Here is a 26,775-nt window from a genome sequence, read left to right on the forward strand (position 1 = left end):
TATTATTTATCGATACGGTTTTGTGAAAAACAACTTGTAAAACGTGGTATTCACCAAAAGAATGTGTAAATTTGGAGCGTTTATATAATGTAATACAAATATGGCAAAAAAAACAGTATACATTATGTCGTTTCTGTTCTTTGCAACCCTTCCTTTATTTGGACAAGTTGTAGATGGATATGTATTCGATGAAATAGATTCTACTGCCATTGCTAATGTGTTGGTAAAAGTCGACAATAATAGCGAGTTGTTTGCTTTAACAGATAGCCATGGCTACTTTAAATTAGATAGTGTTGCATTGAAAGATAGCCACATTATTTCTATGAGCCATATATCTTTTAATTCTCTCACAACAAAATTAACAAGTAATGGGACAACATATTATCTTAAGCCCAAATATGAGATGCTGAATGAGGTTGTGGTTGAAAGTAACTGGATATACAGGAAAGATGGAATGGTCGTTGTCGATTTTGGAAAAATGAAGATGGAACAAAATTTGCAATTGTCAGATGCATTACGTCATATCCCAGGAATTGTTAAGAACTCTAATGGAAATTATTCTTTGGGTGGGAAAAATGCAGTCATATATGTAAATAATGTAAAGCAAAATATTTCACCACAATCATTGGAGGCTTTTCTGGAGAGTTTACCTGCAAATATTGTTGCAAATATAGAACTGACTTTTGTCAATTCAGGGAAATATAGTGCATCCACCGAGGCTGTTATAAATATTAATACTAAAAGCAATATACCCCTGGGTCAGTCAGTACAACCATATGCTTTTACTTCAATTTTCCCACATGGAATGTATGATACTGGTGGAAATATTTTTTATATGGTAAAGAAAAGTAGATGGCTTTATAATGGCACGCTTTCATTTGCAAACGAAAGAATATACAAGTCATCTACAGATAGCTTGTCGTATAATGGTCTCAAAATCCTTGATGACCATAATTTCAGCGATGGCAGAAATAATGTGTTTACATATAGAGGAAGTACAATTTATGAGTTTACAAACAAATCCAAATTAAGTCTTAATGCGTTTGTATATTACGATAAAGGCAGTGCCGATTTAATTTGGAACAATTATAACATCAATCAATATACTGCGAACAAACATGCCCATAGTGACCTTTATAATATTTCATTGTCATATACTTTACCTTCTATCAACAAAAGGGCAAATGGCCATTTGACATATGCCTTTTCCTACGGTAATGATAACTCTAAATTGGATTACCTGGCAAAAGATGAGGTATACAAGAGTTCAGACTTGAGAATGAGTGGATATATGAATACATTTAATATAGATTTAAACTCAGAAGTAAAATCCTTTTTATTCTCTTATGGGCTACAAGTGGACTATAATAAAGTGAAAGATCATGTTATCTATTCACATGTCAACATGGATAGAAATGATGTTGATGAATCATTTTCTGGTCATGAAGTGCTAACAGGTCTATATGCGCAAGCAAAATATACATTTTCTAAGCGAGTATCTACACGTCTTGGTTTACGAATGGAGAATACACAATATACATATTCCTCTACTACTAACAACAACAGCAATCATTATGTCAATTTCTTTCCATCCTTGTTGACGTATATTAATCTGAATAATTATAATTCGATTATTGGTATTGTCTCAAATATAAACAGGCCGAAATATTCATGGATGGTGTATGGAGAAAGACAAGCTAATGATATGGTATCTATGTATGGTAATCGGGATCTGAAACCAAATAAAGCATACGGCTTTGTTATTTATAACACACTATTTAAATATATGAATCTTAATTTTTCATATATACTAACATATGACTTCATTGGAAATGTTTTTTCCTCAAATGGTAAACATTTGTCTAGTACCTATCAGAATATTGCAGATCAACAGACGTTTAAGACAAACATAGTCATACCGTATCGTTTTGCAGACAAGAAAATTATGGGACAATTCCAGTTCAACCTCGCTTATGATAAGCTATATAACTTTAAAAACCAATTCTCATTGCCTGCTGATCGAAAGTGTTCGTATGTTAATTATAACATTCATTCTAATATAAGTTACTCTCCGGCAAGTAGGATTTACTTATCAATAGATGGAAATTATTATCCAACATATAAATCCTCTTTAATGAATGCGGCAGCAAATGGCTCTTTAGATTTTGAGCTACAATATATGATGTTAAAAGAAAAGAATCTTCAGCTTAGATTGACTCTTAATGATGTATTTGCAAGAGATGCTAAAAGAGTATTCTATTATGTTGATGGTCAATATTCCTCTTATCAACGGCACATTGGACCAATATTCAGATTGTCGCTTAAATATGTATTCAATAAAGGCCAAAGAGTCGTAGATGAATATCGAGATTACACTCCATCCAACGGCCGATTAAGATAATAAGTCTTTCAGTTTCAAATACTGTCAAATTAAAAACGATTTAAACTATAGAGCCGATTTTGTCCTGCTATCATTTTAATATTTTTCATCAGTCCCCTGTATATAAACATCTCATTAATTAGGGAAGCGTGACGGAAGTGACAGGAAAAGTTGTTTTAAAAGCGCATGTTTTGTCCATAAAAATTACTTTTGTTTTATCAGGAGGATGTGAGGAGGCAATCTGTTCGGAAACGGAAGGGGGAACGAATGAAACCGGAAAAGGAACAGGGCTCAAGAGAGGTAGCAAATCACTTATAGACAGACACATAGAGATCTTACAGGAAAAGGTGCCTGACAACATTCCAAGAGGGCGTTAGTTGGCTTGCAACTAACGCCCTCTTGGGATGCTAACGGGCGTTAGTTGGAACATAGGTGACGGCCGGTTGGAGTCCAGGGGCAGGTTATCCCCATTCCCGGCAAGTTTCTTCAGTAAGAGAACAGGGGATTTTCATCTGCAGAATGTAAAATACTTTCAGATCTGTAAAGAAGCTGTCCGGTTTCCATTCCTCCTCTGACAGGCACCGGCAGCACACGGCAGCAGGTCGCCACCCCTGCACCGCCGGCGCTTCCTTGTGATGCAGCATTCCCTCCCCCGCCTTTCCATCCCATTGTACAAGACACTCCATGGCATTCGGACTGCCTTGGGAATCTGAAAAAGCAGAAAGCCGGAGTCCCTGCATCTGCAGACCGTTGCGATGAAACCGACCGGACTCTTCGTGTTTCTGTGTTTTCATGCGAAAGGGCAGCACACCGCATCCCGCTCTACAGCCTGCCATTACCACCTGCCAGCCCGTCCGCCGGACCAGAGGGAGAGAACCTCTTGAGAGGGGAAAAGAAAAAACCGACACCCACGTGGAGCATCGGTTCTTCTACATTAGTATGTTATGAAAAATTTGAGAGAATTGAGACTTCACAGCCTCTGCTTGTTTAACTAAAAATGATTATTATAGAGAAAGCATAGAAATTGTCTTTACTTTGTGAGGGTAGACACAGGACTCTGTATCTTGTGCTGCAAGGTGTCTCCCTTCACGGAGTCGGCCTTGGCAACGGACGGCCCTTCCTGCGGTTTTTCCACCGCCGCTGTGGCCGAGACAGCCTGCCGGCCGTCTCCATCGGAGAAAGCCACCTGCATGGCATTGCCCAATGTGAGGAAGATGGCCACGACAGCAGCCGCCTTGAAGAGCGGCATAAACCGCTGGCGCATGGTTATGACGCGCGCCTTGACAGGTTCTTCCTCCTCGATGCGGCCCAGGACTTTGCGGTCAAAGTCATCTCCCAACACCTCCTCCGTCTTCTCACTCTGTGCATAGGCGAACAGATGACGATAAGGCAGCAAGGCAGCTGGAATGTCCTCCTGGGAGAAGAACATACGGAGAATCTCCTCCTCCTGGAGGGATGTCTCGCATCGCCAGTAGCGTTCCAGTAATTGCTCGATGTACTTATAATCCATAATTGTCTAATTTCAAATATTTCTGTTTGACCGTCTGCCGTGCCCGGAAGATATTGACTTTTACCTGCTCTTCGCTGATGTCAAGGACACCGGCTATCTCCTTGTAGGTCTTCCCTTCGAAGTCTCTCAGCTGCATGCAGCTCCGTTGCTTCTCGGGGAGTCCGTCTACAATCTGCCTGATGAGGCGGACTTTGTCCGTCTGGATCATACGGTCCTGCGGATTGGATGAAGCGAGGGGCTCGGCAGCCTTCACATCTTCGAGGGAGTCGTTATCGTTCCCTTTCTTCTTGATGCGGTCGAGCGACAGATTCCGGCATACCGTCAGGCTGAAAGCCTCGATGGAGTCGATGGCATTCCATTCTTCCCTGCGGTTCCATACCTTTATCAGTGTGTCCTGCACGATGTCCTCGGCTTCCGCTCTGTTGAGCGTGATACGGAGTGCGAGCCGGAAGAGTTCGTTCTTCAACGGCAACACATCGTTACGGAAACTGACTTTCTTCATCTTCTCTCTGTATATATGACGATTATGGATGGGGATAAGTTACAGGGGGGCGGACGGAAAAGCCGACGTTTAACTTTCGTTAAGTTATCGGCTGCGCTTTGCTCCCCCTGCTTCCTGCCGCTTTCCGTTCCCTTGCGGCAGGGGCGGCAAGTGTCTTGAAGACCGGGAATGGAAGCATCAGCCAGGGGCGGGACGGACAAACGGCAGCAACAGACCGGAGCACTCCGGCACGTCTCCCACAGTCTGCCACATCGGGCAGGAAACACTTTCCCGGCTACTCCAGATAGGTGTAACCGTATAGTCCGCTGCGGTAGTTGCTGAGGAACTCCTTGCCTTCCTCCAGCGAAATCTTACCCTGCTTGACGCTCTTCGTCACCCATATCTCAAGCTGCCGGACGAGCTTCTTGGGATTGTACTGTACGTATTCGAGCACTTCCTCCACCGTCTCACCGTCGAAGATCTGGTCGATGTGATAGCCTCCGTCCTTGACGGAGATGTGTACCGCATTGGTGTCGCCGAAGAGATTGTGCATATCTCCCAGAATTTCCTGATAGGCTCCGACGAGGAAAACACCGAGATAATAAGGCTCGCCCTTCTTCAGCGGGTGGACCGGCAGGACGTGGCTGGTGCGCCCCATGGAAACGAAATTCGACATCTTCCCGTCGCTGTCGCAGGTAATGTCCTGCAAAGTGGCGTTGCGTGCCGGACGTTCGTTGAGCCGCTGGATAGGCATGACGGGGAAAAGCTGGTCTATCGCCCAGCTGTCCGGGAGCGACTGGAAAAGCGAGAAGTTGCAGAAGTACTTGTCTGCCAGCAGCTTGTCCATGTTCCGCAGTTCATCGGGGACATGCTTCATGTTCTTGGCAAGACTGTTGATCTCATGGCACACACTCCAGTACATCGCCTCAATCTCGGCACGTGTCTTCAGATCCACCATGCCGTGGGAGAACAGCTCCAGTGCCTCCTCGCGGATCTGTTCGGCATCGTGCCAGTCCTCCAGCATATTGCGTGAGTCGAGGTTGTCCCAGATGTCGTAAAGGTCCTTTACCAGCTGATGGTCTGTCTCCTTCGCCTCAAACTCTTCGGACATCTCCGGCAGGGAAGCCGTCTCCAATACGTCGATGACAAGGACGGAGTGGTGCGCCGAAAGACTTCTTCCGCTCTCGGTGATGATGTTCGGATGCGGAATACCGTTCTTGTCGGCTGCATCCACGAATGTATAGACGCAGTCGTTGACATATTCCTGAATGCTGTAATTCACGGAACTCTCGCTGTTGGACGAGCGAGTACCGTCGTAGTCGACCCCCAGACCGCCTCCGCAGTCGACGAAATCGACGCCGTACCCCATCCTGCGCAGGTTCACGTAATACTGTGCTGCCTCGTTGAGGGCGGTCTGGATGCGGCGTATCTTGGTAATCTGCGATCCGATGTGGAAGTGAATGAGGTGCAGGCAGTCGTGCAGCCCCTTCCCGTCGAGCGTCTCCAGCGCCTGGAGCAGCTCGGAAGAAGTGAGTCCGAACTTGGAGGCATCGCCGCCGCTCTCGGCCCATTTCCCCGACCCGCTGGATGCCAGTTTGATGCGGATGCCGAGGTTCGGCTTCACATTCAGCTTCTTTGCTGCCCGGGCAATGAGGTCTATTTCGTTGAGCTTCTCCACCACGATGAAGATGCGCTTGCCCATCTTCTGCGCCAGCAAAGCCAGTTCGATGTAGCTCTGATCCTTGTAACCGTTGCAGACGATGAGCGAGTCGCTCTGGCACTGTACGGCGATGACTGCGTGCAGCTCGGGCTTCGACCCGGCCTCCAGTCCGAGGTTGAACTTGCGTCCGTGGGAGATGATTTCCTCCACCACCGGCTGCATCTGATTCACCTTGATCGGATAGATGATGAAGTTCTCGGCCTTGAATCCGTACTCCTTCCTTGCCTTCTCAAAGCAGGAAGAGGTCTTCTCGATACGGTTGTCGAGAATGTCGGGGAAGCGGAGCAGCACCGGCGGCGTGACATCACGCAGGGCGAGCTCGTCCATGACATCGCGCAGGTCAATCTGCGTGTTGTCCTTACAGGGCGTGACATACACGTCGCCCTTGTCATTTATGCCGAAATAAGATGTACCCCACCCCGAGATGTTGTACAGTTCCCGCGAATCTTCAATCGTCCACTTTTTCATTTCTGTTCTTTCCCTATATAATGTTTCTTTCCCTATAAAATATCTTGTTTTAAATCCCTGCACACACCCGTCCCCCTGCACCTCCGCACGGGGCGAAGGCTGCCGGGCCTCCGGCGGCGCCATCACCCTGCCCTGGCCCGGACTGCCTCACCAGTCGATCCGCAGCAGGCGGCAGAGCTGGTCTACGGAAATCTGTATCTTCTCGTAATTGTCCATCAGGCTCACGTCGAGGGTATGTCTTGCCCTGGCATAAAACGGCTCTCGCCATTCGAGCTGCTCACGGATGAACGAACGGATCTCGTCAGGCGTCTTGCCGAGCAACAGCGGACGGACAGACCTGCCCATCTGCAGATGCCTGAAGAGCACGTCAGGCTCTGCCTTCAGATAGACGGTTTCCGCCTGCCGGTTCATGTAGTCCATGTTGTCGAAGAAACAAGGAGTCCCTCCGCCACAGGAGATGATGACGTGCTCGAACTCCGCCACCTCATGGAGCATGGCCTGTTCCATCTTGCGGAATCCGTCTTCGCCCCTTTCATCGAAGATCTGCTTCACAGTCCTGCGCATCCGGCTCTCTATGTACCAGTCCAGGTCGTAGAAAGGAATGCCCAGCTCCTTTGAGAGAGCCTTGCCGACGGTGGTCTTCCCGGCTCCCATATAGCCGACGAGGATGATGCGAAGCGGCCGGTAGCCTTCCTTGTTTTCTGTCATGCCCAAGATCATTTACCATCCCCCCGCAGCAGGCCGTCGCCACACCATGAGGCGGATGTCATACCCCCTTTGCAGGCAGGCCGGTGTCTTTTTTACTTCTTTCGCCGGGGCTCCGGTGCATTCTTCACGATGTCCATGCACTGCTCGTACGTCAGCTCGGCGGCTTTCTCGTGGAGCGTCTTCGGCATACGGTAGTTCTTGCCGTCATAGGCAATGTAAGGGCCGTAGCGGCCGTTCATCACCTCCATCCTGCCGTCTTCTTCAAAGGTCTTGAGGTGCCGCTGCGCATCCTGCAGACGCTTCTTCTGAATCAGGTTGATGGCTGCATCAAGGCTGATGGTAAGCGGGTTTTCGTCCTTGGGCAGCGACGTATACTTCTTGTTGTGGAGCACGTAAGGGCCGAAACGACCTGCCCCGATGACGACATCCGTCCCTTCGAACTGCCCGACCGTGCGCGGCAGTTTGAACAGCTCCAGCGCTTCGTCAAGGGTAATCGTCTCTATGCTCTTGTCGGCCGGCAGCTGAGAGAAACGCGGTTTGTCCTCATCATCGGCACTGCCGATCTGGACAACGGGGCCGAAGCGGCCGATCTTCACGAACACCGGCTTGCCGCTCTTGGGGTCTATGCCCAGCTCGCGTTCGCCGGCCTTATGCTCTGAACGGGCGTTCATCACCTTCTCCACCTCCGGCTCGAAGCCCTGGTAGAAGGTCTTCATCTCCTTGTTCCATGCCACCTTGCCCTCGGCGATCTTGTCGAACTCCTGCTCGACCTTTGCCGTAAAGTTGTAGTCCATGATGTCCGGGAAGTTCTCCATGAGAAAATCGTTGACGACAATACCGATGTCCGTCGGGATGAGCTTGCCCTTGTCGGCACCGGCCATTTCCTTCTTGGTCTTGGACGTGACCTTCAGCCCGAGCAGCGTGTCCACGACGTATTTCCGCTCTTCGCCCTTGCGGTCGCCCTTCTGCACGTATTCGCGCTGCTGGATGGTCGAGATGGTCGGGGCGTAAGTGGACGGACGGCCGATGCCGAGTTCCTCGAGCTTGCGCACGAGACTTGCCTCTGTATAACGGCCGGGACCCTGCGAGTAACGCTCCGTCGAGACAATCTCACGGCGTTCGAGTTCCTCGCCCTCGTGCATGGGGGGCAGTGCATGGGAGAATTCCTCGCCGCCCTCTTCGTCGTCGGACGACTCGTGGTAAACTTTCAGGAATCCCTCGAAAGCAATCACTTCACCGTTGGCAACGAACTGCAGATCGGTCTGGTTCTTGCCGTCTTCCGCTTCAAGGGAAATGTTTACGGTCGTTTTTTCTATCTGCGCATCCGCCATCTGTGAGGCGATGGTACGCTTCCATATCAGGTCGTACAGGCGTTTTTCCTGACTTGTTCCATCGATGGAGACATTGTCCATATAGGTGGGACGGATGGCCTCGTGAGCCTCCTGCGCACCCTTGCTGTGCGTATGGTACATCCTTACCTTGCCGTATTCAGCCCCGTAGAGTCGCTCTATTTCGGCCTTGCTGGTGTTGATGGCCAGGGCGGACAGGTTGACACTGTCGGTTCGCATATACGTGATGCGGCCGGCCTCATACAGCCTCTGCGCTACCATCATCGTCTGGCTGACGGTGAATCCGAGCTTTCTGGCCGCTTCCTGCTGCAGGGTCGAGGTGGTGAAAGGCGGCGCCGGCGTGCGTTTCAGCGGTTTCCTGGCGATGGATGCGACCCTGAACCTTGCTTTCTTGCACAGTTCCAGAAACGCCAGGGCCTCCTCATGGGTCTTGAACCGCTTGTTCAGTTCCGCCTTCACTTCATTCTTCGAGCCGTCCTCGTTGGTGACGGCGAAGACGGCATTCAGGCGATAATAAGGTTCTGATGCGAAGTTCTGGATCTCCCGCTCACGTTCGACAATCAGGCGGACGGCGACACTCTGCACGCGTCCTGCGCTCAGTGCCGGCTTCACCTTGCGCCACAGGACCGGTGACAGGCGGAAACCTACCAGACGGTCGAGCACACGGCGGGCCTGCTGTGCGTTCACCAGGTTCATGTCCAGATGGCGCGGAGTTTCGATGGCCTTCAGGATGGCCGGCTTGGTAATCTCATGGAACACGATTCGGCTCGTCTTCTCCTCGTCCAGTCCCAGCACCTCACAGAGATGCCAGCTGATGGCCTCTCCCTCGCGGTCCTCATCGGAAGCCAGCCAGACCTTCTTGGCAGCCTTGGCATTCTTCTTCAGTTCGCTGACGACTTTCTTCTTTTCGTCAGGAATTTCGTAGTCGGGGGTCAGGGTGTCAAGGTCAATGCTCAGTTCCTTCTTCTTCAGGTCACGGATATGGCCGTAAGACGACATTACCTTATAGTCCTTGCCGAGAAACTTCTCGATGGTCTTGGCCTTTGCGGGGCTCTCTACTATTACCAGGTTTTCTTGCATAATCACTCTTGTACGTTTTTTCAAGGGCGCAAAAGTACTTAAACTTTTTGCTTACACCTTATATAATAGGCAAAATTTCTACTTTTTTAAGTTTTCCTTCTCCCTCTGGAGGAAGTCATAGAGCGCCTGGCGGATAGAGCGGAGACCGAACTGCTCGGTATGAATTTCGTCCAGCGGCAGCCACCTCACCTCATCCACGTCGTCAGCTGCCCTGAGAACGGTCTCGTCCTCCACGCTGCAGATGAAGAAGGCATCGAGTGTGGGAATGTCGAATCCACTGTAACGGTACTTGTTCGGAAGCGAACAGAAATAACGTTTTTCCTTGATAACGAGGTTGGTCTCCTCCTCTATCTCACGGGCAAGAGCCTCTTCCGTCGTCTCACCGATGTCGCAGAATCCGCCGGGCAGATCCAGCGTCCCGCGTCCCGGATCAAGTTTCCGGCGCGTCACAAGCAGTTCGCCTTTGCTGTTCAGGATGAACGCCGCCACGGACGAACTGGGGTTCAGGAAATACTCAAAGCCGCAGCTTTCGCAGCGTTTGCTCTTCTCGTTCTGCTCCACGAAGTGTCTGCTTCCACATGCGGGGCAATACTGAAATTTGTCTAATACGTGCATAATCGGGTGATGTTGATAGGGATGACGGACGTGATAAGCGATGAGGGGGCGGTGAGAGGGATGAGGGGGTGAACATCAGGTGTCAATGAACGGCCGGCCGCCGGGACAGCAGGGCAGAGCACGGTTGTTAACATAAACGCCGCAATCTTTAAAATACGTTTACGTTCAATGACTTTTATCATTTCATGCTGCAAATATACTAAAAACTCTAAATATCTACGGCCGAAACCGTATCTTTTTGTTAACTTTGCGACAATACGCTCAAAATTACATACTTCCTCCTGCTTCTTGCTGCAACAGTGACGACACCTTACGATTATGGGGACACGGCCGTCATACCGCACGGGCAGATGACGGCTGGAACGAGCGAATGACGGAAAAGGCGACAAACAAACAGAATACAGAATGAATTTCAGAAAACTATTCTTCACGATCGGACTGGCTGCTGTCAGCATGGCAATGTCTGCCCAGAGTACATTCGATGTCAAACTATACAACGGCCGCCCACCTTACAGCAACGGCGACTCAAGGGACACGGCAAAGGTACGCGTCTTCCTTCCCATAGAGAAAGAGGCGACAGGACGTGCCGTGGTCATCTGCCCGGGCGGCGCCTACGAGACGCTGTCGATGGAAAAGGAGGGCTACGACTGGGGGGAGTTCTTCCAGAACCAGGGCATTGCAGCCATCGTGCTGAAATACCGTATGCCGAACGGTAATCCGGAGGTTCCGGTATCGGATGCCGAACAGGCCATGAGACTGGTGCGCATGAATGCCACGAGCTGGAAAATCAACCGCAATGACATCGGCATCATGGGCTTCTCGGCAGGCGGACATCTGGCGGCAACCATCGCCACGAGAAGTCTGGGAGAGGCGAAGCCGAACTTCCAGATCCTGTTCTATCCGGTCATCTCCATGCTGGAAGGCTACGGACACGACCGGAGCCGGACCAACTTCCTGGGGAAACATCCCGGCAAGCGTGACGAGAAGAAATACAGCGCCGACATGAACGTGAGCCGTGTCACGCCGCGCGCGTTCATCGCACTCAGCGACGACGACGATGCCGTTCCCCCCGCAAACGGCGTGAACTATTACACCGAACTTTACCGCAACGATGTCCGCGCCTCGCTGCATGTCTATCCCGGCGGCGGTCATGGCTGGGGCAGCAAGATCGGCTTCCGCTACCATGAAGAGATGATGATGGACCTGAAGGCGTGGCTCAAGAGCTTCTAAGGACAGAAGGATCCGCCTGTCTCCGGACACGGTTGCGCCCCGGACACGGTCTTCCGATACCATCGGCTGTAAACGTGCGGACCCTCGACACGACCGGTGTCAGGCCTCGCCACAACTGGTGCCGGGCAGCCATACGTCGGCAGGAGACGGACAGGACGCACTTGAAGAACCAGCGTTGGGGAGGACACATTGAGGACATCGAGGGGGAGGATGTCTTTGCAGAAGCGGAGGAAGATTCGACTTTTTTATGTAATTTCGCAAAGACAGGCTGCATCCGGCAGGCAGGAAGCCACGTTTTCCCTGCACCCGCCGGTACTGTCTTTCCAACAACAAAGACGAAAGATGATGACCGGCACATTCAATACGGGAGAGACCCGTGAGAGCCTGCGGAAAGAATACAATCCTGACGGCTCGGTACTCAGGCAGGCACAGCTGCGGCTGCTTGACATGCTCGACTATCTGAAAGCAGCGGCGGCGGAAGCCGGAGTGGCATGGCGGCTGGACGGCGGCAACGTGCTGGGCGCATTGCGCCACGGAGGGTTCATTCCCTGGGATGACGATGTGGATATCGTGGTGGATCACAAGGATTACAGGCGCTTCTGTACTTACTTGAAACGCCATCCGCATCCGCAGTTCGTCCTTCAGGACAACAGCACCGACCCCGGCTACCTGAAGTCGTGGGCCAGCCTGCGCGACACGAAGAGCGAACACCTGAGTACGGAAAACGAAAACTCCAGAGACCGGAAGGCTCTGGAGATCATGAAATACCGTGGTCTGCACATCGACATTTTCCCTTATGAAGACAGGATACTGCCCTCGCTGCAACGGCTGGCGGGCAAGCTGGCCTGTGTCGTGAACTTCCGTCTTTCGCCGGATCACCCGCACTGGGCACAGGCAGGGTATGCGTTCCTCGAACATGGCGTGTTTCCCGTCTTCCGCCTGTTCGGGCAGCTGTTCGGAAAGAAAGGAGCGTATATGCACACATACGGAACGTGGTTCTATGAACGGTTTCCCGAACGGGTACTGCGCCCCTACAGGGAAATCCGCTTTGAGGGCAGAACCTACAACGGCCCCGCAGAACCCGAGGAGTTCTGCGGGATCATCTACGGCAATTACAACGACCTGCCCCCGAAGGACAAACGCAACCGCCATCAGGTGACGGTGCGGTTTCTATAAACAGGAGCCTCCCTGCACCCGCTTCTCTTCCAGCAGGGTCGCTTTGATTTTCTCCTGCATGGACGAGGGAAGCGGCATCCAGCCGAGCTGCTCCAGCCGGGTCGTGTCGAAGACTGCCCGGGTGACGACGGAGTAGCCCGCTTTCTCTGCTTCCTCCGGCAGTTCCATGACCACCTTACGGTTTCCGACGGCGGCAATCATTCCCGCCAGCTGCCGTATCGTGATGTTCGACTGTGCGTCGGCAATATTGTAGGCGGTCATGTTCTCTCCCTTCAGGAGCAGGAAGAGAAGGGCGGCGGCACAGTCGATGACATAGCACCAGGAACGGAACTGCGTCCCTTCGCTCTTCATGACAATATCCTCACCGGCGAGAACATTGCGGAGGAACTGGGCATAGACCCGATTGTCCGACGGACTGAAATAAGGGCCGTAGACGTGGGAAGGGCGCGCGATGCTTATGTCAAGGCCGTATTGCCGGGCGTAACAGACCGCCAGTGTCTCGGCTGCACGTTTGGAAGACGGATAGCAGGAACGGACCGCCGTCGGGTCGACGTAGCCGCTGTAATCCTCTGTAAAGACTCTTCCGTCGCCTTCCCCGTACACTTCTCCCGATGAGACATAGACGAACCTGCGCAGCCGGTGCCGTCTGCCATAGTCCAGAAGGCGGTCGACACCGCAGATGTTGGCTTTCATCACGCCTACCGGATCGGCGGCATAGAGGGCGGGGGACGCACTGCTGGCGGCATCGATGATGAAATGGAAATCGACGTCCGCTGGCAGCGGCTTCGTGACATCGAAGCACAGGAAGTGGAAGTCCGGATCATTGAGATAGGTGGAGAAACGCCTGTCAGCCCTAGCCTTGTTGCGTCCTGCCGCATAGACGGTGTAGTCGCGGTGCCGCCTGTGCATGAGCATATCGACCAGACAGCCGCCGATCAGCCCTGTCGCACCCGTCACAAGGATATTGCAGCCTGACAGCTTCGACCAGGGAAGACCGCTCCGTACGGCTTCTTCCAGCTGCTGTGAATAGGTATTAGTCATTTCAACCATTCCTCTCTTTCCGTATCTTTCAATGCCTTGAACAGCTCTACATCCTCTGTCCGGGTCAGTTTCAGACCGTTTCGTTCGGATCCCGCCACGAGGTGCTGGTCGTCTATGCCGAGCGCTCCGAGCAGAGTACAGGATGCGACCGTATTCCCGATTCCCCTTTCTTCCGCTTCTGCATGCGCTTTCAGCAGCGTGCCCAGCCGGTAGGTATGCGGTGTCTGTGTCCTGATGAGCCGCTCGCGGGGAATGGAAATGTTGCGCAGGCAGCTGCCCCGCACCTCCATGATGGCTTCTTTGCATACCAGTCCTGTCACGGCATAGCCGTATTCCCTGCACGTTGCGATGTTCTCGGAAATGATCTGTCCGGAGACCAGAGGACGTACTCCGTCGTGTACCAGAACGATGTCGTCGTCAGAACAGTCCATGGACTTCAGTCCCTGCAGACCGTTCAGGATGGAGTGCTGGTTGCTGTCGCCGCCCTCGAAGATCCACTTCAGCTTCGTTATGTTGAACTGGTTGGCATAAGCCTGCAGCACCACTTCCCAGCCTTTAAGACACACGACACCGATGGCATCTACCTCAGGATGCTCCTGAAAAGCCTTCAGGGTGTAGATGATCACGGGAATGTTGTCGATCGTCATGAACTGTTTGGGGATGTCCTGTCCCATGCGGTTGCCGGTTCCGCCGGCTGTCAACAAAGCGATATTCATTCTTTTTCCTGTATTTAAAGGTCGTATTGATTGTATGTCGCAACAGGCGTGTCGTACATTGCAATCAGTGTATTGTACGCTGCCCTAAGCGAAGATGAACGGACAGAAGAAGCCTCCCTGCCCCCTCCCATCAGTCTCCTTGAAGGGTCTGCATGGGAATGGAGTCCGGCTGTTCTCTGAGGTACTTCTCCCATTGAAGGTACAGACAACCGCCGAGACCGGCCTGCCTGTTTCTCCCCTGCTCACCAACACCCTGTAATTGCTGACAAATATACAGAAAATAATTTAAATGTCAACAGAAAATAATTTAAATGTCAAAAGAAAATAATTTAAATGTCAAAAGAATTAGGAGAATATGAAGAAAAACACTACCTTTACGGTCAAAATGCTTTAATATGTTTATGGATTACGGATTTATTTGGCTTCTTCCTCTGGCGTTACTGGTGATTCCGGCAGCTGTCTGTTATGTACTGTTCTCCAAGATCAATGCACTTGGCGATTCCCTCGACATCATCACCGAAGAACTTTCGGCACTGCAGAAAATGATCAGGGACAGTCGGAAAGAATACCGGAAACCTGCCGGACCTGCAAAGAAAGCCATCGTGGAAGAACGGGAGCAGACAGCAGAGAATACTCCGGCGGAGATGCGACAGGAGACGGCAAAGACTTCCGGAGAAGAAGCCCCTGTCCCCCATGCTCCTGCTGCTTACTGGTGGGAACAGTCAGAGCCCATACGTCCATCCGTCGTCGAAATACCTGTGAAAGAGAAAGATGAAAGGAAACAGGAGACGATTGGACAAGAGACGGAATCCGCCGGACAAAAGGAAGATACAACCGAACAGGCAGCTGACCGGCAGGACCGGAAACCGTTCCCGGCTGCCGACCGTCCCGTCCGCTCCTCCGAGGAAGATGCGGCAAGGGAAAGACAGGACAGCGGACTCTCCAGGGTCATGAGCCGCTTTGCAGAGAAAGATACTGCAAGGGAAAGACAGGACGGCGAGCCTCCCAGGGTCATGGACTGCTCTGCCGGCTCTTCCGAGGAAGATGCGGCAAGTGACAGGGATGAAGCGGTTTTCGCCGGACAGGGAACGAACTATGAGAAGTTCATCGGTGAGAACCTTTTCGGTAAGATCGGCATCATCGTGTTCATCATCGGCATCGGCTTCTTCGTCAAGTATGCGATTGACCAGAACTGGATCAATGAGACGGCGCGGACTATGCTGGGCTATGCCGTCGGAGCGGGCATGCTCGTGCTGGCCGAACGGCTGCATCGGCGATACCACACCTTCACCTCCCTGCTGGCCGGCGGTGCCTTCGGCGTGTTCTATCTTATCACAGCCATCGCTTTCCATTACTACGGGCTGTTCTCACAGACCATGGCGTTTGTCATCCTCTGCGCCACCACCCTCTTCATGTCGGTCATCTCCATTCTGTACGACCGGAAGGAGCTGGCCGTCACGGCACTCGTCGGCGGCTTCCTCGCACCCTTCATCGTCAGCACCGACTCGGACAGCGTCATTACCCTGCAGATCTACATCAGCATCCTGAACATCGGCATGTTCGCTCTGGCGATGTACAGGAAATGGGGAATACTGCCTATTGTCGCTTTCTGTTTTACATACATCATTTTGTGGATGACGACCCTGGCAGGCGGCTGGCAGTTCCTGCTCTCACCCACAGGCTATACCGTCCTGCTGGGATTTGCAACCCTGTTCTATTTCATCTTCCTGCTTCCAGTCATCTTCATCCTGCGCACCCCGTGCAGCAAGTCCATAAGACGTGCGATGCTGTCGGTCGTGACCGGCAACAGCTTCCTGTATCTGCTGTATGGCGACTACGTGCTGAGACGGTGTGGGATGTCGTTCGACAATGACGGTTTCATCGCTTTCTTCATCGCCGCTGTCAATCTGGCAGCCTATCTCTACCTGCGTTTCCGCATATCGGGACAGGACACCCTGCGCAGCCTTATGCTGGGTCTGACCATCACCTTCGTCTCCATCGGCATTCCGATGCAGTTCGATACGACCAACCTCCTCATGATGTGGGCAACCGAGGCGGTGATCCTCCTATGGCTCTTCACCCGGGAGAAAGACCGGATATTTGAGACCGGGGCTGTCGTGCTGTCTGTCTTGACGCTGGTGTCCCTGTTGCTCTGCAGACTGCTGTGCGAGAATTTAGCCGACACCGGTCACTCCCTGTTCTTCAATGGCAACTTCCTTGTGATGCTGTTCCTGAGCATCTCCTCCTTTGTGTTTGCCGTCATCCTGCAACGCCACAGAGCGTTGTTCTCAGAAGACCATCGCCTGATCAGCTACGCTCCCTGCAATGCGGTTGCATATTCCGTCGGCTTCCTGCTCCTGTACCTGGGGCTCTGGGATGATTTCCACTTCCATCTCGAGAATGTCGTGGCAGACCTTGCCTCTCTGCTTGCACTCAACGTGCTGCTGTCGGCGGGTGCCGGCATCCTGCGCAACCGCTTTGAAATAGACCGGTACAGGGTCTTTTACGATATCACCGTCTATTTTGCAGCGGGACTGTATGCGATGGCAGTATGGAACTACACCGGTACGGACGGGAATCTGCTGAAATGGATCATGACCTGCGTGACAGCAGCCTATCTGATATATGTCATGCGCGGACTGCTGCTTGCAATGCCTGACAACAGAAAACAGCACACCGAGTTCGCCATTATCTCAACACTGGTATGGCTCACGGCAACCCGCCTGCTGATGGTTACCTTCAACGAGTACGGCTTCAGCACCGCTTTCTCCCTTTCCCTGGGATTTGCAGCCTTCACCCTCATGTGTGTCGGCATGCGCTGTCACAGCAAGCAAGTACGCATCGTCAGTCTGACAGAGTTCGGTATCGTCTTAGGAAAACTTGTCCTCAACGACGTATGGTCGATGCCGGCTCTGGGGAAAATCATCGTCTTCATCAGCCTCGGTATTCTCCTCCTGACCCTTTCCTTCCTTTATCAGAAGCTCAAAGATGTACTGTTCAAAGAGGAAGAAGAGAAATGACACCCCGCCATACCGCATAGGCCGACCGGCCGCCTGCTGTCCGCATCACGGCGACAGGGACTGCAGTCTCACCGCTTCCTGCCGATGTGCTGACACCCGACACTATCCGCGTTGATACCCGACACCGAACGTGTTGAGGGCTGACACCGGCCGTGTTGAGGGCTGGCACCGGCCGTGTCGAAGACCCGCACGCAGACCATCCGTTGCCGGTAAGGGAGCGGATTGCCGTGAAAAAAAGCCGCACTGCCGAGAACTGACGTAACCCACACGGACGAAAGAAGCGCATGTTGCCCTAAAGCAAGGAGCAAACACGCTGTCTCATAATGCGGATCCGCCGGCAGGGATTCTCCGGCAGATCCGCAAAAGACATCAACGGAGACCTCCATCCACCGGGGAGAATGCCGCACAGGCATACCGGTCCTGAATTCCATGAAGAAGGAGAATGGAACGGCCGACAGTGTTAAATTGTACTTTAAAATAGACTTACTCATAAAATAAAGTTAACTTTGCACATAATTTCTATAATTCTATGCACATAAATGAAATACAGAGAGAAAGCTATCCGCCTGTTGAATAAAGTATGGCAGCCCATCAGGGACAATGCCTCATTCTTCGTTTTCATGTACCTGATAGGGATATTCGTGTCGTATGCCGAACTGCCGGCCGGCAATCCCGAGGAAAAAGTTTACGGAAACCTCTGGCTGGAGCTGTTTCTCGACCTGTATGCAATAGCCGTGATCCTCATGCTGATACCCCGGAAGATACGCCGGTGGGTGCGTGCCTGTCTGTATGTCATCGCCTACACGACAAATATCACCGACCTGTTCTGCTGGGTGAAGTTCCAGTCGACGCTGAATCCCTCCATGCTTCTTCTCGTCGGCGAGACCAATGGCCGCGAGGCCGGCGAGTTCTTCAGCAGTTACTTCACTGCCGACCTCCTTGCATCGAGTGTGGGCGTGTTAGGGCTGATTCTGCTTGTCCATATTCTTACCGCTTTCTGCGGGAAGAGCATGCTGCCGGCGATTTTCAGACGGCGGGCAGCGGCCTGGAGACAGCGGCTTACCTCCCTGCAGCCGGCTCTGGGATTCATCTTTCTCGTGCTGCTTGTCTGGTCGGTGGTCAGATCCGCACACAACAAAAGGGAAATAGCGCAGATATTCTCGCTGGACACCATCGGCTCCGTAGAACATGAGCTGACGCACCGCAAGTGCGCCGAGTTCTATCTTCCGGTCTACCGTCTTGTATTCAGCATCTTCTCCAACGAGCTGGCATCGAAGCAGATCGACCGCCTTATCGTGGCAAAGGACAAGGTGACAGTAGACAGCTGCTCGTTCCGTTCGCCGGATATCGTTCTTATCATCGGGGAAAGCTATGGCAAGCACCATTCGGAACAGTACGGATACTTCATGCCGACCACCCCGCGGCAGATCAGGCGTGAGAAGACAGGGCTGCTGGTGCCGTTCAGCGATGTGGTGTCTCCCTGGAATCTGACCAGCTTCGTCTTCAAGAACGTCTTTTCCCTCCATGTTGCAGGCGAGAAAGGAGAGTGGTGCGACTACCCGCTCTTCCCCGAACTGTTCCGCAGAGCCGGCTATCACGTGACCTTCCTCACCAACCAGTTCCTGCCCAAGGCAAAGGAAGCCGTGTACGACTTCAGCGGCGGATTCTTCCTGAACCACCCGGAGCTGTCGAGGGCGATGTTCGATGCACGCAACAAGCAGCTGTACCGCTACGACTGCGGACTGCTGGATGACTACGACAAGAACCAGCAGCAGTACAATTCAGACCACAACCTCATCATCTTCCATCTCATCGGCCAGCACGTCAACTACCGGCAGCGTTATCCGGCCGACCGCCATCACTTCAGGGGAGAAGACTATGCAGAAAAACGGCCGGATCTCGACCTGAGCCGACGGAATGTCCTGGCCGATTACGACAATGCCGTCCTGTACAATGACTCCATCGTCGACCAGATCGTCAGACGGTTTGAAGACCGGGAGGCCATCGTCATCTATATGCCCGACCACGGAGAAGAATGCTACGAGGGCAGCCGCGGCTTCATCTGCCGAAACCACTCTGACACCATTGACTACGACCTGGCGCATTATGAGTTCGAGATTCCGTTCTGGATCTTCTGCTCGCATAAGTATGCGGCGAAGCATCCGGACATCTTCCAGCAGATCATCCGTGCCCGCCACCGCCGTTTCATGACGGATGCCCTGCCGCATCTGCTCCTGTATCTGGCGGGGATCCATACGAAAGACTATCATGCGGAATACAACGTGCTCAGCCCCGACTACGATGAGAAGCGGCCGAGGCTGCTGAAGAATACGACGGATTACGACCAACTTGCAAAACACGGGAAATGAACAGAGAACTGTTGACAAGAACAGAATGCAATGCACTGCGGGGACTTGCCATCATCGGAATCTTCCTGCACAATTACTGCCATTGGCTGGGACCGGTGGTGAAGGAAAACGAGTACCAGTATTTCCAGCACAACGCAGACGGGTTCTGGCAGGTCCTGCGAGGGCCGTGGGACGACCTGTTTCTTTTCCACGTATTGTCGTTCTTCGGGCACTACGGCGTGCCGGTCTTCCTGTTCCTCTCCGCATACGGACTGACCATGAAATACGAGCGGGGGCAGGGCGGTTTGTCCGCAGACGGAACAAGGCGGCTCCCCCTGTCAGGATTCATCAGGTATCACTGGCTGAAGCTTTTCCGCATGATGATCGTCGGATTCGTCGCCTTCACCCTGCTGGATGCCGTCACGCCCGTCCCTCACCGTTACGCCGTGACGGACATCCTTGCCCAGCTGGGACTTTTCAACAACGTACTTCCATTCCCCGACAAGATCATCTGGCCGGGGCCTTACTGGTTCTTTGGACTGATGTTCCAGCTTTATGTCGTCTACCGCCTTCTCCTCTACCGGCGGCACTGGATGTGGACCGCAGCCCTGATCGTGGTCTGCACCGCCGTCCAGCTGGCGTGCCCTCCTGAAAGCGAGGCGCTGAACCAGTTGAGGTATAACTTCGTAGGTGCCATGCTGCCTTTCGGGGCAGGACTGCTTTATGCGAGGTACATGCGGCCGTGGAGCATGGCGACCCACGGGGCTGCATTCCTCGTCTCCGCCCTCGCCGTCCTGCTGATGAGTTTCAATGCCCTGTCGTGGTATCTCGTACCGCTGGCCGTCTGCATCGCCTCCGTCAGCTTCGTGAAACTGCTGGGAGGATTCGAGGCTTTCGCCGGCAGGCGGCGGTCACCGCTGATGCACATCCTCTCCTGGACAGGCAGCATCTCGGCGGCTCTCTTCGTCTGTCACCCCATAACGAGAAAGGTCTTCATTCCCATCTCACGGGGCGGAGATCACTGGACAGGACTCCTGCTGTATGTCCTCGCCTCCCTCTGTCTGGCATGGCTGTTCAAGGAACTGATGAAGAAGATCCCGAACCCGGAACTCAAGTGAAATCATACGATTCCATTGCGGAAAGATATGAAGATAAAAGATATCGAACTGGCCAACATAAGCCGCTACCGCAGCGAACTGATGGGAGCAGCCATGCTCTTCGTCATACTCTTCCATGTAGGACTGCCGCGAGAGGACATCTTCTTCGGCCTGCGGAGGATGGGCAACATAGGGGTTGACATTTTCCTGTTTCTAAGCGGCATGGGACTCTGGTTCTCCTGGACGAGGAATCCGTCCCTGCACCGGTTCTATCTGCGCCGCTTCCTGCGTATCTATCCGGCATGGCTTCTCATGGCATCCCTGTACTACATCCCCGATTATCTGTCTGCCGGCTTTGCGGGACATAGCGGACACAGCACCAGCCTCATCGACCTCATCGGCGACATCACTGTCAACTGGGACTTCTGGCTGCACGACGAACTGACGTTCTGGTACATTCCCGCCATCCTGTTCCTCTATGCCGTCAGTCCGTTCTATATGAGCCTCGTCATCCGTCATCCCATCTACCGCTGGCTGCCGGTAGCCATGATCATGTGGTGCATCCTCGTACAATACGTCACCCCGGTCCATGAGGCAGTAGGCCACCTGGAAATCTTCTGGAGCCGTGTCCCGATCTTCTTCATCGGCATCAACATGGCGGCTGCGGTGAAACGGAAGGAGACGATGGACGGAGCTTCCATCTGGATGATCGGCCTGATGTTCGTCATGGCACTCGCCTCCAGCATCTTCCTGGAACAGGTGAAGCACGGACAGTTTCCCCTCTTTCTGGAGAGGATGCTCTACATTCCCCTTACGGTCACGACCATCCTCCTGCTGAACCGGATCTTCCGCCGGCTGCCCGACACCGTGAACAAAGTCTTCCGTCTTGTCGGCACATTAAGCCTGGAGGCGTATCTCGTCCACGACCACTTCGTACTGGAGTATGTCGAGCGCAACGGCTGGTCCTACTGGCCTACATTCCTCGTGACGACCCTTGTCACCATTTTCCTGGCGTGGATGCTGCACGCCTTGCTTGAACGATTCATCACTCCCATAGAGAATAGAATGAAATGAAAAACCTCATCCGTCTGATCCGCCCGCACCAGTGGATAAAGAATCTCGTTGTGCTCCTCCCGGTCTTCTTCGGAGGGGCGCTGCTGCAGCCCGAGGCAGTCTATGCGGCGCTTGTCACGGTGCTGTCGTTCAGCTTTGCGGCCTCCTCCATCTACTGCCTCAACGATATTGTCGATGTCGAAGACGACCGCCGGCATCCTGTCAAGTGTCACCGTCCGATGGCTTCAGGAGCCATCACCGTCGTGCAAGGCTATCTGCTGATGGCGCTGATGTTCGCCCTGTCAATGGTTTCGACCCTTCTGCTGTCTTCACATCAGACTGAGACCGCCAGCGTGATTCTCTTCTACTGGCTGCTGAACATCGCCTACTGCCTCAGGCTGAAGCGGTACGCCATCATAGACGTGTGCATCGTCGCATTCGGATTCGTCCTCAGAATCCTTGCGGGAGGCTATGCCACAGACATCCGTCTGAGCCGATGGATCGTGCTGATGACCTTCCTCCTGATGCTCTTCCTCTCCTTTGCCAAGCGGCGCGACGATGTCGTTCGGATGAACGAGACGGGGCATGCTCCCCGCCAGAACACGATCCGCTACAACCTCACTTTCATCAACCAGTCTATCACGATCACGGCAAGTGTCACTCTGGTATGCTACATCATGTACACGGTAAGCCCCGAGACGATTCAGAATTTCCATACGGACTATCTCTATCTGACGAGTGTCTTCGTCCTGGTGGGACTGCTCCGTTACATCCAGATTTCCGTCGTCGACAAGAAGAGCGGCGACCCTACGAAGGTGATGCTCCACGACCGGTTCATGCAGTGTACCGTCCTGGCCTTCGGACTGGCTTTCCTCTTTATCATCTACGTACTCAAGAATATTTAGGCAGGCTTCCGCATACCGGTGTCCCGGCGGGGGATTTCCAGAGCCGTTCCCGGCAAGACACCCCCTGCACGGCACCCCGAGCCGGCCGGCCAGACAAGAAATGAAAAGAATCTACGCTTTCGACTTCGACGGGACCCTGACCGACAAGGACACCCTGCCAGCCTTCATCCGCTTTGCCAAAGGCGGCATACGGATGGCGGCCGGTTTCCTGTACTTCTCCCCCCTGATCGTCCTGATGAAGCTGCATCTCTATCCCAACTGGAAGGTGAAACAGCAGGTATTCTCCTGGTTTTTCAAGGGGATGGAGGCCGGTGTGTTCGACAGGCTCTGCCTTGCCTTTGCCCGGCAGAATCCACAGCTGCTCCGCCCCGAGGGCGTGGCGACGGTCAAAAGAATATTGGGCGAACCGGAGACGGCCGTCGTGGTCATCAGTGCGAGCATCGACAACTGGGTACGTCCGTTCTTCGACGGATTCGGCGGAAAGGTGCAGGTCCTGGGGACCCAGATAGAAGTCGCCGACGGACTTCTCACGGGACGTTTCACCTCCCGCAACTGCTATGGACAGGAGAAAGTCAACCGGCTTACAGCCCTCTATCCGCACCGCAAGGACTACAGACTGACCGCTTTCGGCGACAGCCGGGGCGACAGAGAGCTGCTCGCATACGCCGACAGAGGATTTTACAAACCTTTCAGAAACGGAGAGACAGAATGTGGAAAGTGAAGAAAAAGCACCGGAAGGAACTCGATGAAATCGTGCGTTTCATGCTTGTAGGCGCATTGGCGACAGGCATCCAGTACGCTGTTTACCTGCTGATGCTCCTTTGGCTGCAGCCGCTGGCCGCCAACACGGTCGCTTATCTACTCAGCTTCACCTTCAACTACATTGCTTCCACACGCTATACCTTCCGGGTGAAGTCTACGGCGAAGAGGGGAGCCGGATTCATCTTCTCACACATCATCAACTACGGCCTGCAGACGGCCTTCCTTCATCTTTTCCTATGGACGGGAATCAGCAAACAGCTGGCGATGATTCCCATGTTCGCCATCTGTGTCCCCGTCAACTTCCTGCTGGTGCGTTTCTTCCTGCACAGGAAGTAAGTTGTTCCGTTTCTTCCATCCACTGCTTTCCTGTCCAGACCGGAAGGCTGTCTTGGCCGGATCTCCATCTTTCAGGCAGATTCAGATACTGCGATCCTCTTGAAGGGAGCATGGCATCTGACGCGACAGAAAGCGAAACCGGAACATCCGCCTGAAGACGAAAAGACACAAAACGCCGGCAACATTCCCGGCAGCGACAGGCCGCCGTGCGACTTCCAGAACAGGCCTGAAGAGAATGAGAAGGACGGCTTCCCTACGGAACAGACAATCCCCACGAAGACGGGCACTCGTCCTCGTGGGGATTGTCTGTTTGTGACAGCGGGGAAACACGTCCGTGGGCGACGGGCACAAAACCGCCGGAAGACAAAGCCACGCACGGCATCCTACAGGTACAGCACACTCCCGTTGCCCTCGTTGAACAGCAGGTCGAGGATGCTGAGGTTGGAGAGAAAGCCGAATTTCTGCTGGTAGACCTGATAATAACGGGCCGGTGCGAAGTCCGGATCGGCACCCGGATGTTTTGGACGAATCACCTCCCTGAAATCATCTGTCCCGTCAGGAACGGCCGTCACATAGCCATCTGTGCGCCGCATACAGGGCATTATGTCGATGAGTTCGCACACCTTGAGCGTTATCTCCCAGTTGAAATCATAGAGGAAAGTCCACTTCCGCTCAAAGAAGGGACGTATGTCGTCCTCGTAATACGCAAAGAACGGACTCTCACCGTAAGCCGACTGCAACGCATTCCAGTGCTGGTGCCGCCAGTTGGCATGGTCGCTGATACGCACATCCTTCATCGGACACTTCAGTTCCTCGAACCTCTCCACAGGAACCGTGAGCGGCTGCGGTCCGTTGGCGGCCGCAATCACGCAGCGGTTGCGGTAGGTCTGCTTGACGAAGTGGTCGTGCTGCTCGATCAGGCAGGTGTCATAGCGGTTCAGCTTCTGATACCACTGGATAGGAGCGAAATAGGCGGAAGACAGCAGGGCCTCCCCGCACTTTTCCGAAGGGGGGAGGCAGGATTGCCGTTGTGGCGGTTGTCAGAATCTATCATGGGGAGACTTTGCCAAATCAAGGAGACAGGGTTTCCCTGTCTTATTTCAGAGGATAATGAAACAAAAGGAGGGGATGCGCAAGGGCTTCACCAGACCATGGTAATCCGCACATCCCCTCCCTTCAGAGGGATCCGGGGGAGGAGGCTACTCTATCTGATGTTGTCCACCCAGTTGAACAGCCTGTGCCAGCGGATACCGCCGAAGCCCTTGCGGTCAGGATCGCTCGACCACCAGATGAACAGCGGCTTGCCCACGATATGGTCCTCCGGGACAAAGCCCCAGTAACGGCTGTCGGCAGAGTTGTGGCGGTTGTCGCCCATCATCCAGTAGTAGTCCATCTTGAAAGTATAGCTGCCGGCGGGCTTGCCGTTGATGTAGATCCGGCCGTTCCTGACCTGCAGGTCGTTCTTTTCATACACCTTGATGCAACGCTCGTAGACAGGGAGGTTCTGCAAAGTAAGCGCGATGGACTTGCCCTTGGCAGGAATCCATATCGGTCCGTAGTTGTCGCGCGTCCAGCCCGTGAAGGCGTTGAGCGGATAGTAAGGCCCTGCATAGAGGTCCCTGTCCGTCACCGGGCGCATCGACTTCACCAGCCCCTCTCGCTTCAGTTCGGCGGCCGCACGTTTCGTCAACGGCATGTAACCGTCATATTGGAGGAGCACGGCATTGTTGAGCACATAGCCCCGGTCGACATCATAGCCGTGCAGGCGGCTGAGGCTCTGCACGTCCTCCGCACTGATTTCGAAGTCCTTCCGCAGGTCGTCGAAACGTTCGCCGAGGAGGTCGGCCGCCGTGATGTTGTTGAACTTGATAAAGTATGTGTACTGCACCTTCTCCGGCTCTTTGTCGGCCTTTCCGTCGAGATAGACTATCCTGTTCCGGATCTGCAGGGTCTGCCCGGGCAGGCCGACACAACGCTTCACATAATTTTCGCGTCGGTCCGTCGGCCGCCAATCCAACGGTCCGTAAGTCCCGGCGTTCTTGACGATATAGGCCCTGCCGGTGGCATACGCCTTTTCGTAGAAGGCCCGCTGCTGGAGGGTGGTCATGGCCGACAGGTTGATGCCGGGGTTCTGCTGGGCAAGGAAGTCCTCTCCCATGGTGTAGGCATCGTGATAGAAGTCGTTGCCCTGATAGGCCGGTTCGCTCATGATCGTATCACCGGCAGGGAAGTTGAAAACGACAATATCGTTCAGCTGCACCTTCCCCAGCCCCTTCACCCGGCGGTAGTCCCAGTGCGGCCAGGAGATGTAGCTCTTCGTATTGATGAGCGGGAGCGTGTGCTGGGTCAAGGGCATGGTCAGCGGTGTCTCAGGGATACGCGGCCCGTAGCTGACCTTCGACACAAAGAGGTAGTCGCCTGTGAGGAGCGACTTCTCGAGGGATGAAGACGGGATGACGTAGTTCTGGAAGAAGAAGAGGTTGATGAAGTAGACCGCCACCAGTGCGAACACCAGCGCATCCACCCATCCCATCATGAAACGGACGGGTCCTTCAGCATCCTTCCACCACTGCCAGCGGATCTTCTTCGTGATGTACACATCGAAGATGAAAGGGACGACTAACAGTCCCCACCAGCTCTTGACCCAGAAGAGGAAGAGAAGGTAGAGGACGAGAACACTAACAAACTTGGCCCACTGTTTCTTGGGATTGAGGGCTGCTTTTTCTTTATCGATCATGTTGGAAATGGCTTTAGCCGATGATAAGCGGATATAAATGAGG

At 53.3% G+C, this 26,775-nt stretch carries 21 protein-coding genes; 11 read left to right on the forward strand and 10 right to left on the reverse strand.

The window, feature by feature from the left end:
• Positions 1 to 100: 100 nt before the first annotated feature.
• Positions 101 to 2,401, forward strand: a complete 2,301-nt coding sequence (locus tag HMPREF9141_RS05730; protein WP_007367624.1) for a TonB-dependent receptor — start codon at positions 101 to 103, stop codon at positions 2,399 to 2,401.
• A gap of 1,009 nt (positions 2,402 to 3,410) precedes the next feature.
• Here HMPREF9141_RS05730 and HMPREF9141_RS05740 read toward each other — a convergent pair.
• The 6 genes from HMPREF9141_RS05740 to HMPREF9141_RS05765 all read right to left on the reverse strand — a co-directional run bounded on the left by HMPREF9141_RS05740 (position 3,411) and on the right by HMPREF9141_RS05765 (position 10,311).
• The gene (locus HMPREF9141_RS05740; protein WP_007367627.1) at positions 3,411 to 3,890 is read right to left on the reverse strand and encodes a PG0215 family putative anti-sigma factor; all 480 of its coding nucleotides are present in this window, start codon (positions 3,888 to 3,890) and stop codon (positions 3,411 to 3,413) included.
• Entirely contained in the window at positions 3,880 to 4,392 is a 513-nt protein-coding gene (locus HMPREF9141_RS05745; RefSeq protein ID WP_007367628.1) for a GFO_1088 family ECF-type sigma factor, read from the reverse strand. The genes HMPREF9141_RS05740 and HMPREF9141_RS05745 overlap by 11 nt, the downstream gene beginning before the upstream one ends.
• Before the next feature lie 274 nt (positions 4,393 to 4,666).
• Positions 4,667 to 6,559, reverse strand: a complete 1,893-nt coding sequence (gene speA, locus HMPREF9141_RS05750) for a biosynthetic arginine decarboxylase (RefSeq protein WP_040554584.1) — start codon at positions 6,557 to 6,559, stop codon at positions 4,667 to 4,669.
• Between the two features lie 147 nt (positions 6,560 to 6,706).
• Entirely contained in the window at positions 6,707 to 7,267 is a 561-nt protein-coding gene (locus tag HMPREF9141_RS05755; protein ID WP_040554913.1) for a shikimate kinase, read from the reverse strand.
• 92 nt (positions 7,268 to 7,359) lie between these two features.
• The gene (topA, locus tag HMPREF9141_RS05760; protein ID WP_007367631.1) at positions 7,360 to 9,696 is read right to left on the reverse strand and encodes a type I DNA topoisomerase; all 2,337 of its coding nucleotides are present in this window, start codon (positions 9,694 to 9,696) and stop codon (positions 7,360 to 7,362) included.
• 78 nt (positions 9,697 to 9,774) lie between these two features.
• The gene (locus tag HMPREF9141_RS05765; protein ID WP_007367632.1) at positions 9,775 to 10,311 is read right to left on the reverse strand and encodes an NUDIX domain-containing protein; all 537 of its coding nucleotides are present in this window, start codon (positions 10,309 to 10,311) and stop codon (positions 9,775 to 9,777) included.
• 405 nt (positions 10,312 to 10,716) lie between these two features.
• Between HMPREF9141_RS05765 and HMPREF9141_RS05770 the strand changes: the two genes are divergently transcribed.
• On the forward strand, positions 10,717 to 11,541 hold the full coding sequence (locus HMPREF9141_RS05770) for an alpha/beta hydrolase (RefSeq protein WP_007367634.1): 825 nt from the start codon (positions 10,717 to 10,719) through the stop codon (positions 11,539 to 11,541).
• 345 nt (positions 11,542 to 11,886) lie between these two features.
• Positions 11,887 to 12,717, forward strand: coding sequence for a LicD family protein (locus HMPREF9141_RS05775; RefSeq protein ID WP_007367636.1), 831 nt, complete (start codon positions 11,887 to 11,889; stop codon positions 12,715 to 12,717).
• Here the strand turns inward: HMPREF9141_RS05775 and HMPREF9141_RS05780 are convergent.
• A complete protein-coding gene (locus tag HMPREF9141_RS05780; RefSeq protein ID WP_040554586.1) occupies positions 12,712 to 13,758 on the reverse strand; it encodes an NAD-dependent epimerase/dehydratase family protein in 1,047 nt (348 codons plus the stop codon). The genes HMPREF9141_RS05775 and HMPREF9141_RS05780 overlap by 6 nt on opposite strands.
• Positions 13,755 to 14,474 (reverse strand): IspD/TarI family cytidylyltransferase, encoded by a 720-nt coding sequence (locus HMPREF9141_RS05785; protein WP_007367638.1) that lies wholly within the window; start codon positions 14,472 to 14,474, stop codon positions 13,755 to 13,757. Before HMPREF9141_RS05785 ends, HMPREF9141_RS05780 begins: the two co-directional genes overlap by 4 nt.
• 94 nt (positions 14,475 to 14,568) lie before the next feature.
• On the opposite strand from HMPREF9141_RS05785, the gene HMPREF9141_RS13355 reads away from it, so the two are divergent.
• From HMPREF9141_RS13355 to HMPREF9141_RS05820, 8 genes are all read left to right on the forward strand, one after another.
• The gene (locus tag HMPREF9141_RS13355) at positions 14,569 to 14,733 is read left to right on the forward strand and encodes a hypothetical protein (RefSeq protein ID WP_156792437.1); all 165 of its coding nucleotides are present in this window, start codon (positions 14,569 to 14,571) and stop codon (positions 14,731 to 14,733) included.
• A gap of 136 nt (positions 14,734 to 14,869) precedes the next feature.
• On the forward strand, positions 14,870 to 17,494 hold the full coding sequence (locus HMPREF9141_RS05790) for a DUF2339 domain-containing protein (protein WP_007367640.1): 2,625 nt from the start codon (positions 14,870 to 14,872) through the stop codon (positions 17,492 to 17,494).
• 539 nt (positions 17,495 to 18,033) lie between these two features.
• Positions 18,034 to 19,863, forward strand: coding sequence for a phosphoethanolamine transferase (locus tag HMPREF9141_RS05795; RefSeq protein WP_007367642.1), 1,830 nt, complete (start codon positions 18,034 to 18,036; stop codon positions 19,861 to 19,863).
• Positions 19,860 to 20,960, forward strand: coding sequence for an acyltransferase family protein (locus HMPREF9141_RS05800; protein ID WP_007367643.1), 1,101 nt, complete (start codon positions 19,860 to 19,862; stop codon positions 20,958 to 20,960). The genes HMPREF9141_RS05795 and HMPREF9141_RS05800 overlap by 4 nt, the downstream gene beginning before the upstream one ends.
• 27 nt (positions 20,961 to 20,987) lie before the next feature.
• Positions 20,988 to 22,013: an acyltransferase family protein gene (locus HMPREF9141_RS05805; protein ID WP_007367644.1), complete on the forward strand. Its 1,026-nt coding sequence runs from the start codon at positions 20,988 to 20,990 to the stop codon at positions 22,011 to 22,013.
• The gene (locus HMPREF9141_RS05810) at positions 22,010 to 22,897 is read left to right on the forward strand and encodes a decaprenyl-phosphate phosphoribosyltransferase (protein WP_007367645.1); all 888 of its coding nucleotides are present in this window, start codon (positions 22,010 to 22,012) and stop codon (positions 22,895 to 22,897) included. Before HMPREF9141_RS05805 ends, HMPREF9141_RS05810 begins: the two co-directional genes overlap by 4 nt.
• A 100-nt stretch (positions 22,898 to 22,997) precedes the next feature.
• The gene (locus HMPREF9141_RS05815; protein WP_007367646.1) at positions 22,998 to 23,618 is read left to right on the forward strand and encodes an HAD-IB family phosphatase; all 621 of its coding nucleotides are present in this window, start codon (positions 22,998 to 23,000) and stop codon (positions 23,616 to 23,618) included.
• Entirely contained in the window at positions 23,606 to 23,995 is a 390-nt protein-coding gene (locus tag HMPREF9141_RS05820; protein WP_007367647.1) for a GtrA family protein, read from the forward strand. Before HMPREF9141_RS05815 ends, HMPREF9141_RS05820 begins: the two co-directional genes overlap by 13 nt.
• 383 nt (positions 23,996 to 24,378) lie before the next feature.
• Here HMPREF9141_RS05820 and HMPREF9141_RS05825 read toward each other — a convergent pair whose 3' ends face one another.
• Entirely contained in the window at positions 24,379 to 24,981 is a 603-nt protein-coding gene (locus HMPREF9141_RS05825; RefSeq protein ID WP_040554592.1) for a WbqC family protein, read from the reverse strand.
• A 218-nt stretch (positions 24,982 to 25,199) separates the two neighbouring features.
• The gene (locus HMPREF9141_RS05830) at positions 25,200 to 26,732 is read right to left on the reverse strand and encodes a S26 family signal peptidase (RefSeq protein WP_007367649.1); all 1,533 of its coding nucleotides are present in this window, start codon (positions 26,730 to 26,732) and stop codon (positions 25,200 to 25,202) included.
• Positions 26,733 to 26,775: the final 43 nt, after the last annotated feature.

The organism is Prevotella multiformis DSM 16608 (assembly GCF_000191065.1).
Classification (GTDB): domain Bacteria; phylum Bacteroidota; class Bacteroidia; order Bacteroidales; family Bacteroidaceae; genus Prevotella; species Prevotella multiformis.

Coding starts and splice junctions, on each gene's coding strand:
- HMPREF9141_RS05730 (WP_007367624.1), top strand. CDS start 101: ATGGCAAAAAAAACAGTATACATTATGTCGTTTCTGTTCTTTGCAACC.
- HMPREF9141_RS05740 (WP_007367627.1), bottom strand. CDS start 3,890: ATGGATTATAAGTACATCGAGCAATTACTGGAACGCTACTGGCGATGC.
- HMPREF9141_RS05745 (WP_007367628.1), bottom strand. CDS start 4,392: ATGAAGAAAGTCAGTTTCCGTAACGATGTGTTGCCGTTGAAGAACGAA.
- speA (WP_040554584.1), bottom strand. CDS start 6,559: ATGAAAAAGTGGACGATTGAAGATTCGCGGGAACTGTACAACATCTCG.
- HMPREF9141_RS05755 (WP_040554913.1), bottom strand. CDS start 7,267: ATGACAGAAAACAAGGAAGGCTACCGGCCGCTTCGCATCATCCTCGTC.
- topA (WP_007367631.1), bottom strand. CDS start 9,696: ATGCAAGAAAACCTGGTAATAGTAGAGAGCCCCGCAAAGGCCAAGACC.
- HMPREF9141_RS05765 (WP_007367632.1), bottom strand. CDS start 10,311: ATGCACGTATTAGACAAATTTCAGTATTGCCCCGCATGTGGAAGCAGA.
- HMPREF9141_RS05770 (WP_007367634.1), top strand. CDS start 10,717: ATGAATTTCAGAAAACTATTCTTCACGATCGGACTGGCTGCTGTCAGC.
- HMPREF9141_RS05775 (WP_007367636.1), top strand. CDS start 11,887: ATGACCGGCACATTCAATACGGGAGAGACCCGTGAGAGCCTGCGGAAA.
- HMPREF9141_RS05780 (WP_040554586.1), bottom strand. CDS start 13,758: ATGACTAATACCTATTCACAGCAGCTGGAAGAAGCCGTACGGAGCGGT.
- HMPREF9141_RS05785 (WP_007367638.1), bottom strand. CDS start 14,474: ATGAATATCGCTTTGTTGACAGCCGGCGGAACCGGCAACCGCATGGGA.
- HMPREF9141_RS13355 (WP_156792437.1), top strand. CDS start 14,569: ATGAACGGACAGAAGAAGCCTCCCTGCCCCCTCCCATCAGTCTCCTTG.
- HMPREF9141_RS05790 (WP_007367640.1), top strand. CDS start 14,870: ATGTTTATGGATTACGGATTTATTTGGCTTCTTCCTCTGGCGTTACTG.
- HMPREF9141_RS05795 (WP_007367642.1), top strand. CDS start 18,034: ATGAAATACAGAGAGAAAGCTATCCGCCTGTTGAATAAAGTATGGCAG.
- HMPREF9141_RS05800 (WP_007367643.1), top strand. CDS start 19,860: ATGAACAGAGAACTGTTGACAAGAACAGAATGCAATGCACTGCGGGGA.
- HMPREF9141_RS05805 (WP_007367644.1), top strand. CDS start 20,988: ATGAAGATAAAAGATATCGAACTGGCCAACATAAGCCGCTACCGCAGC.
- HMPREF9141_RS05810 (WP_007367645.1), top strand. CDS start 22,010: ATGAAAAACCTCATCCGTCTGATCCGCCCGCACCAGTGGATAAAGAAT.
- HMPREF9141_RS05815 (WP_007367646.1), top strand. CDS start 22,998: ATGAAAAGAATCTACGCTTTCGACTTCGACGGGACCCTGACCGACAAG.
- HMPREF9141_RS05820 (WP_007367647.1), top strand. CDS start 23,606: ATGTGGAAAGTGAAGAAAAAGCACCGGAAGGAACTCGATGAAATCGTG.
- HMPREF9141_RS05830 (WP_007367649.1), bottom strand. CDS start 26,732: ATGATCGATAAAGAAAAAGCAGCCCTCAATCCCAAGAAACAGTGGGCC.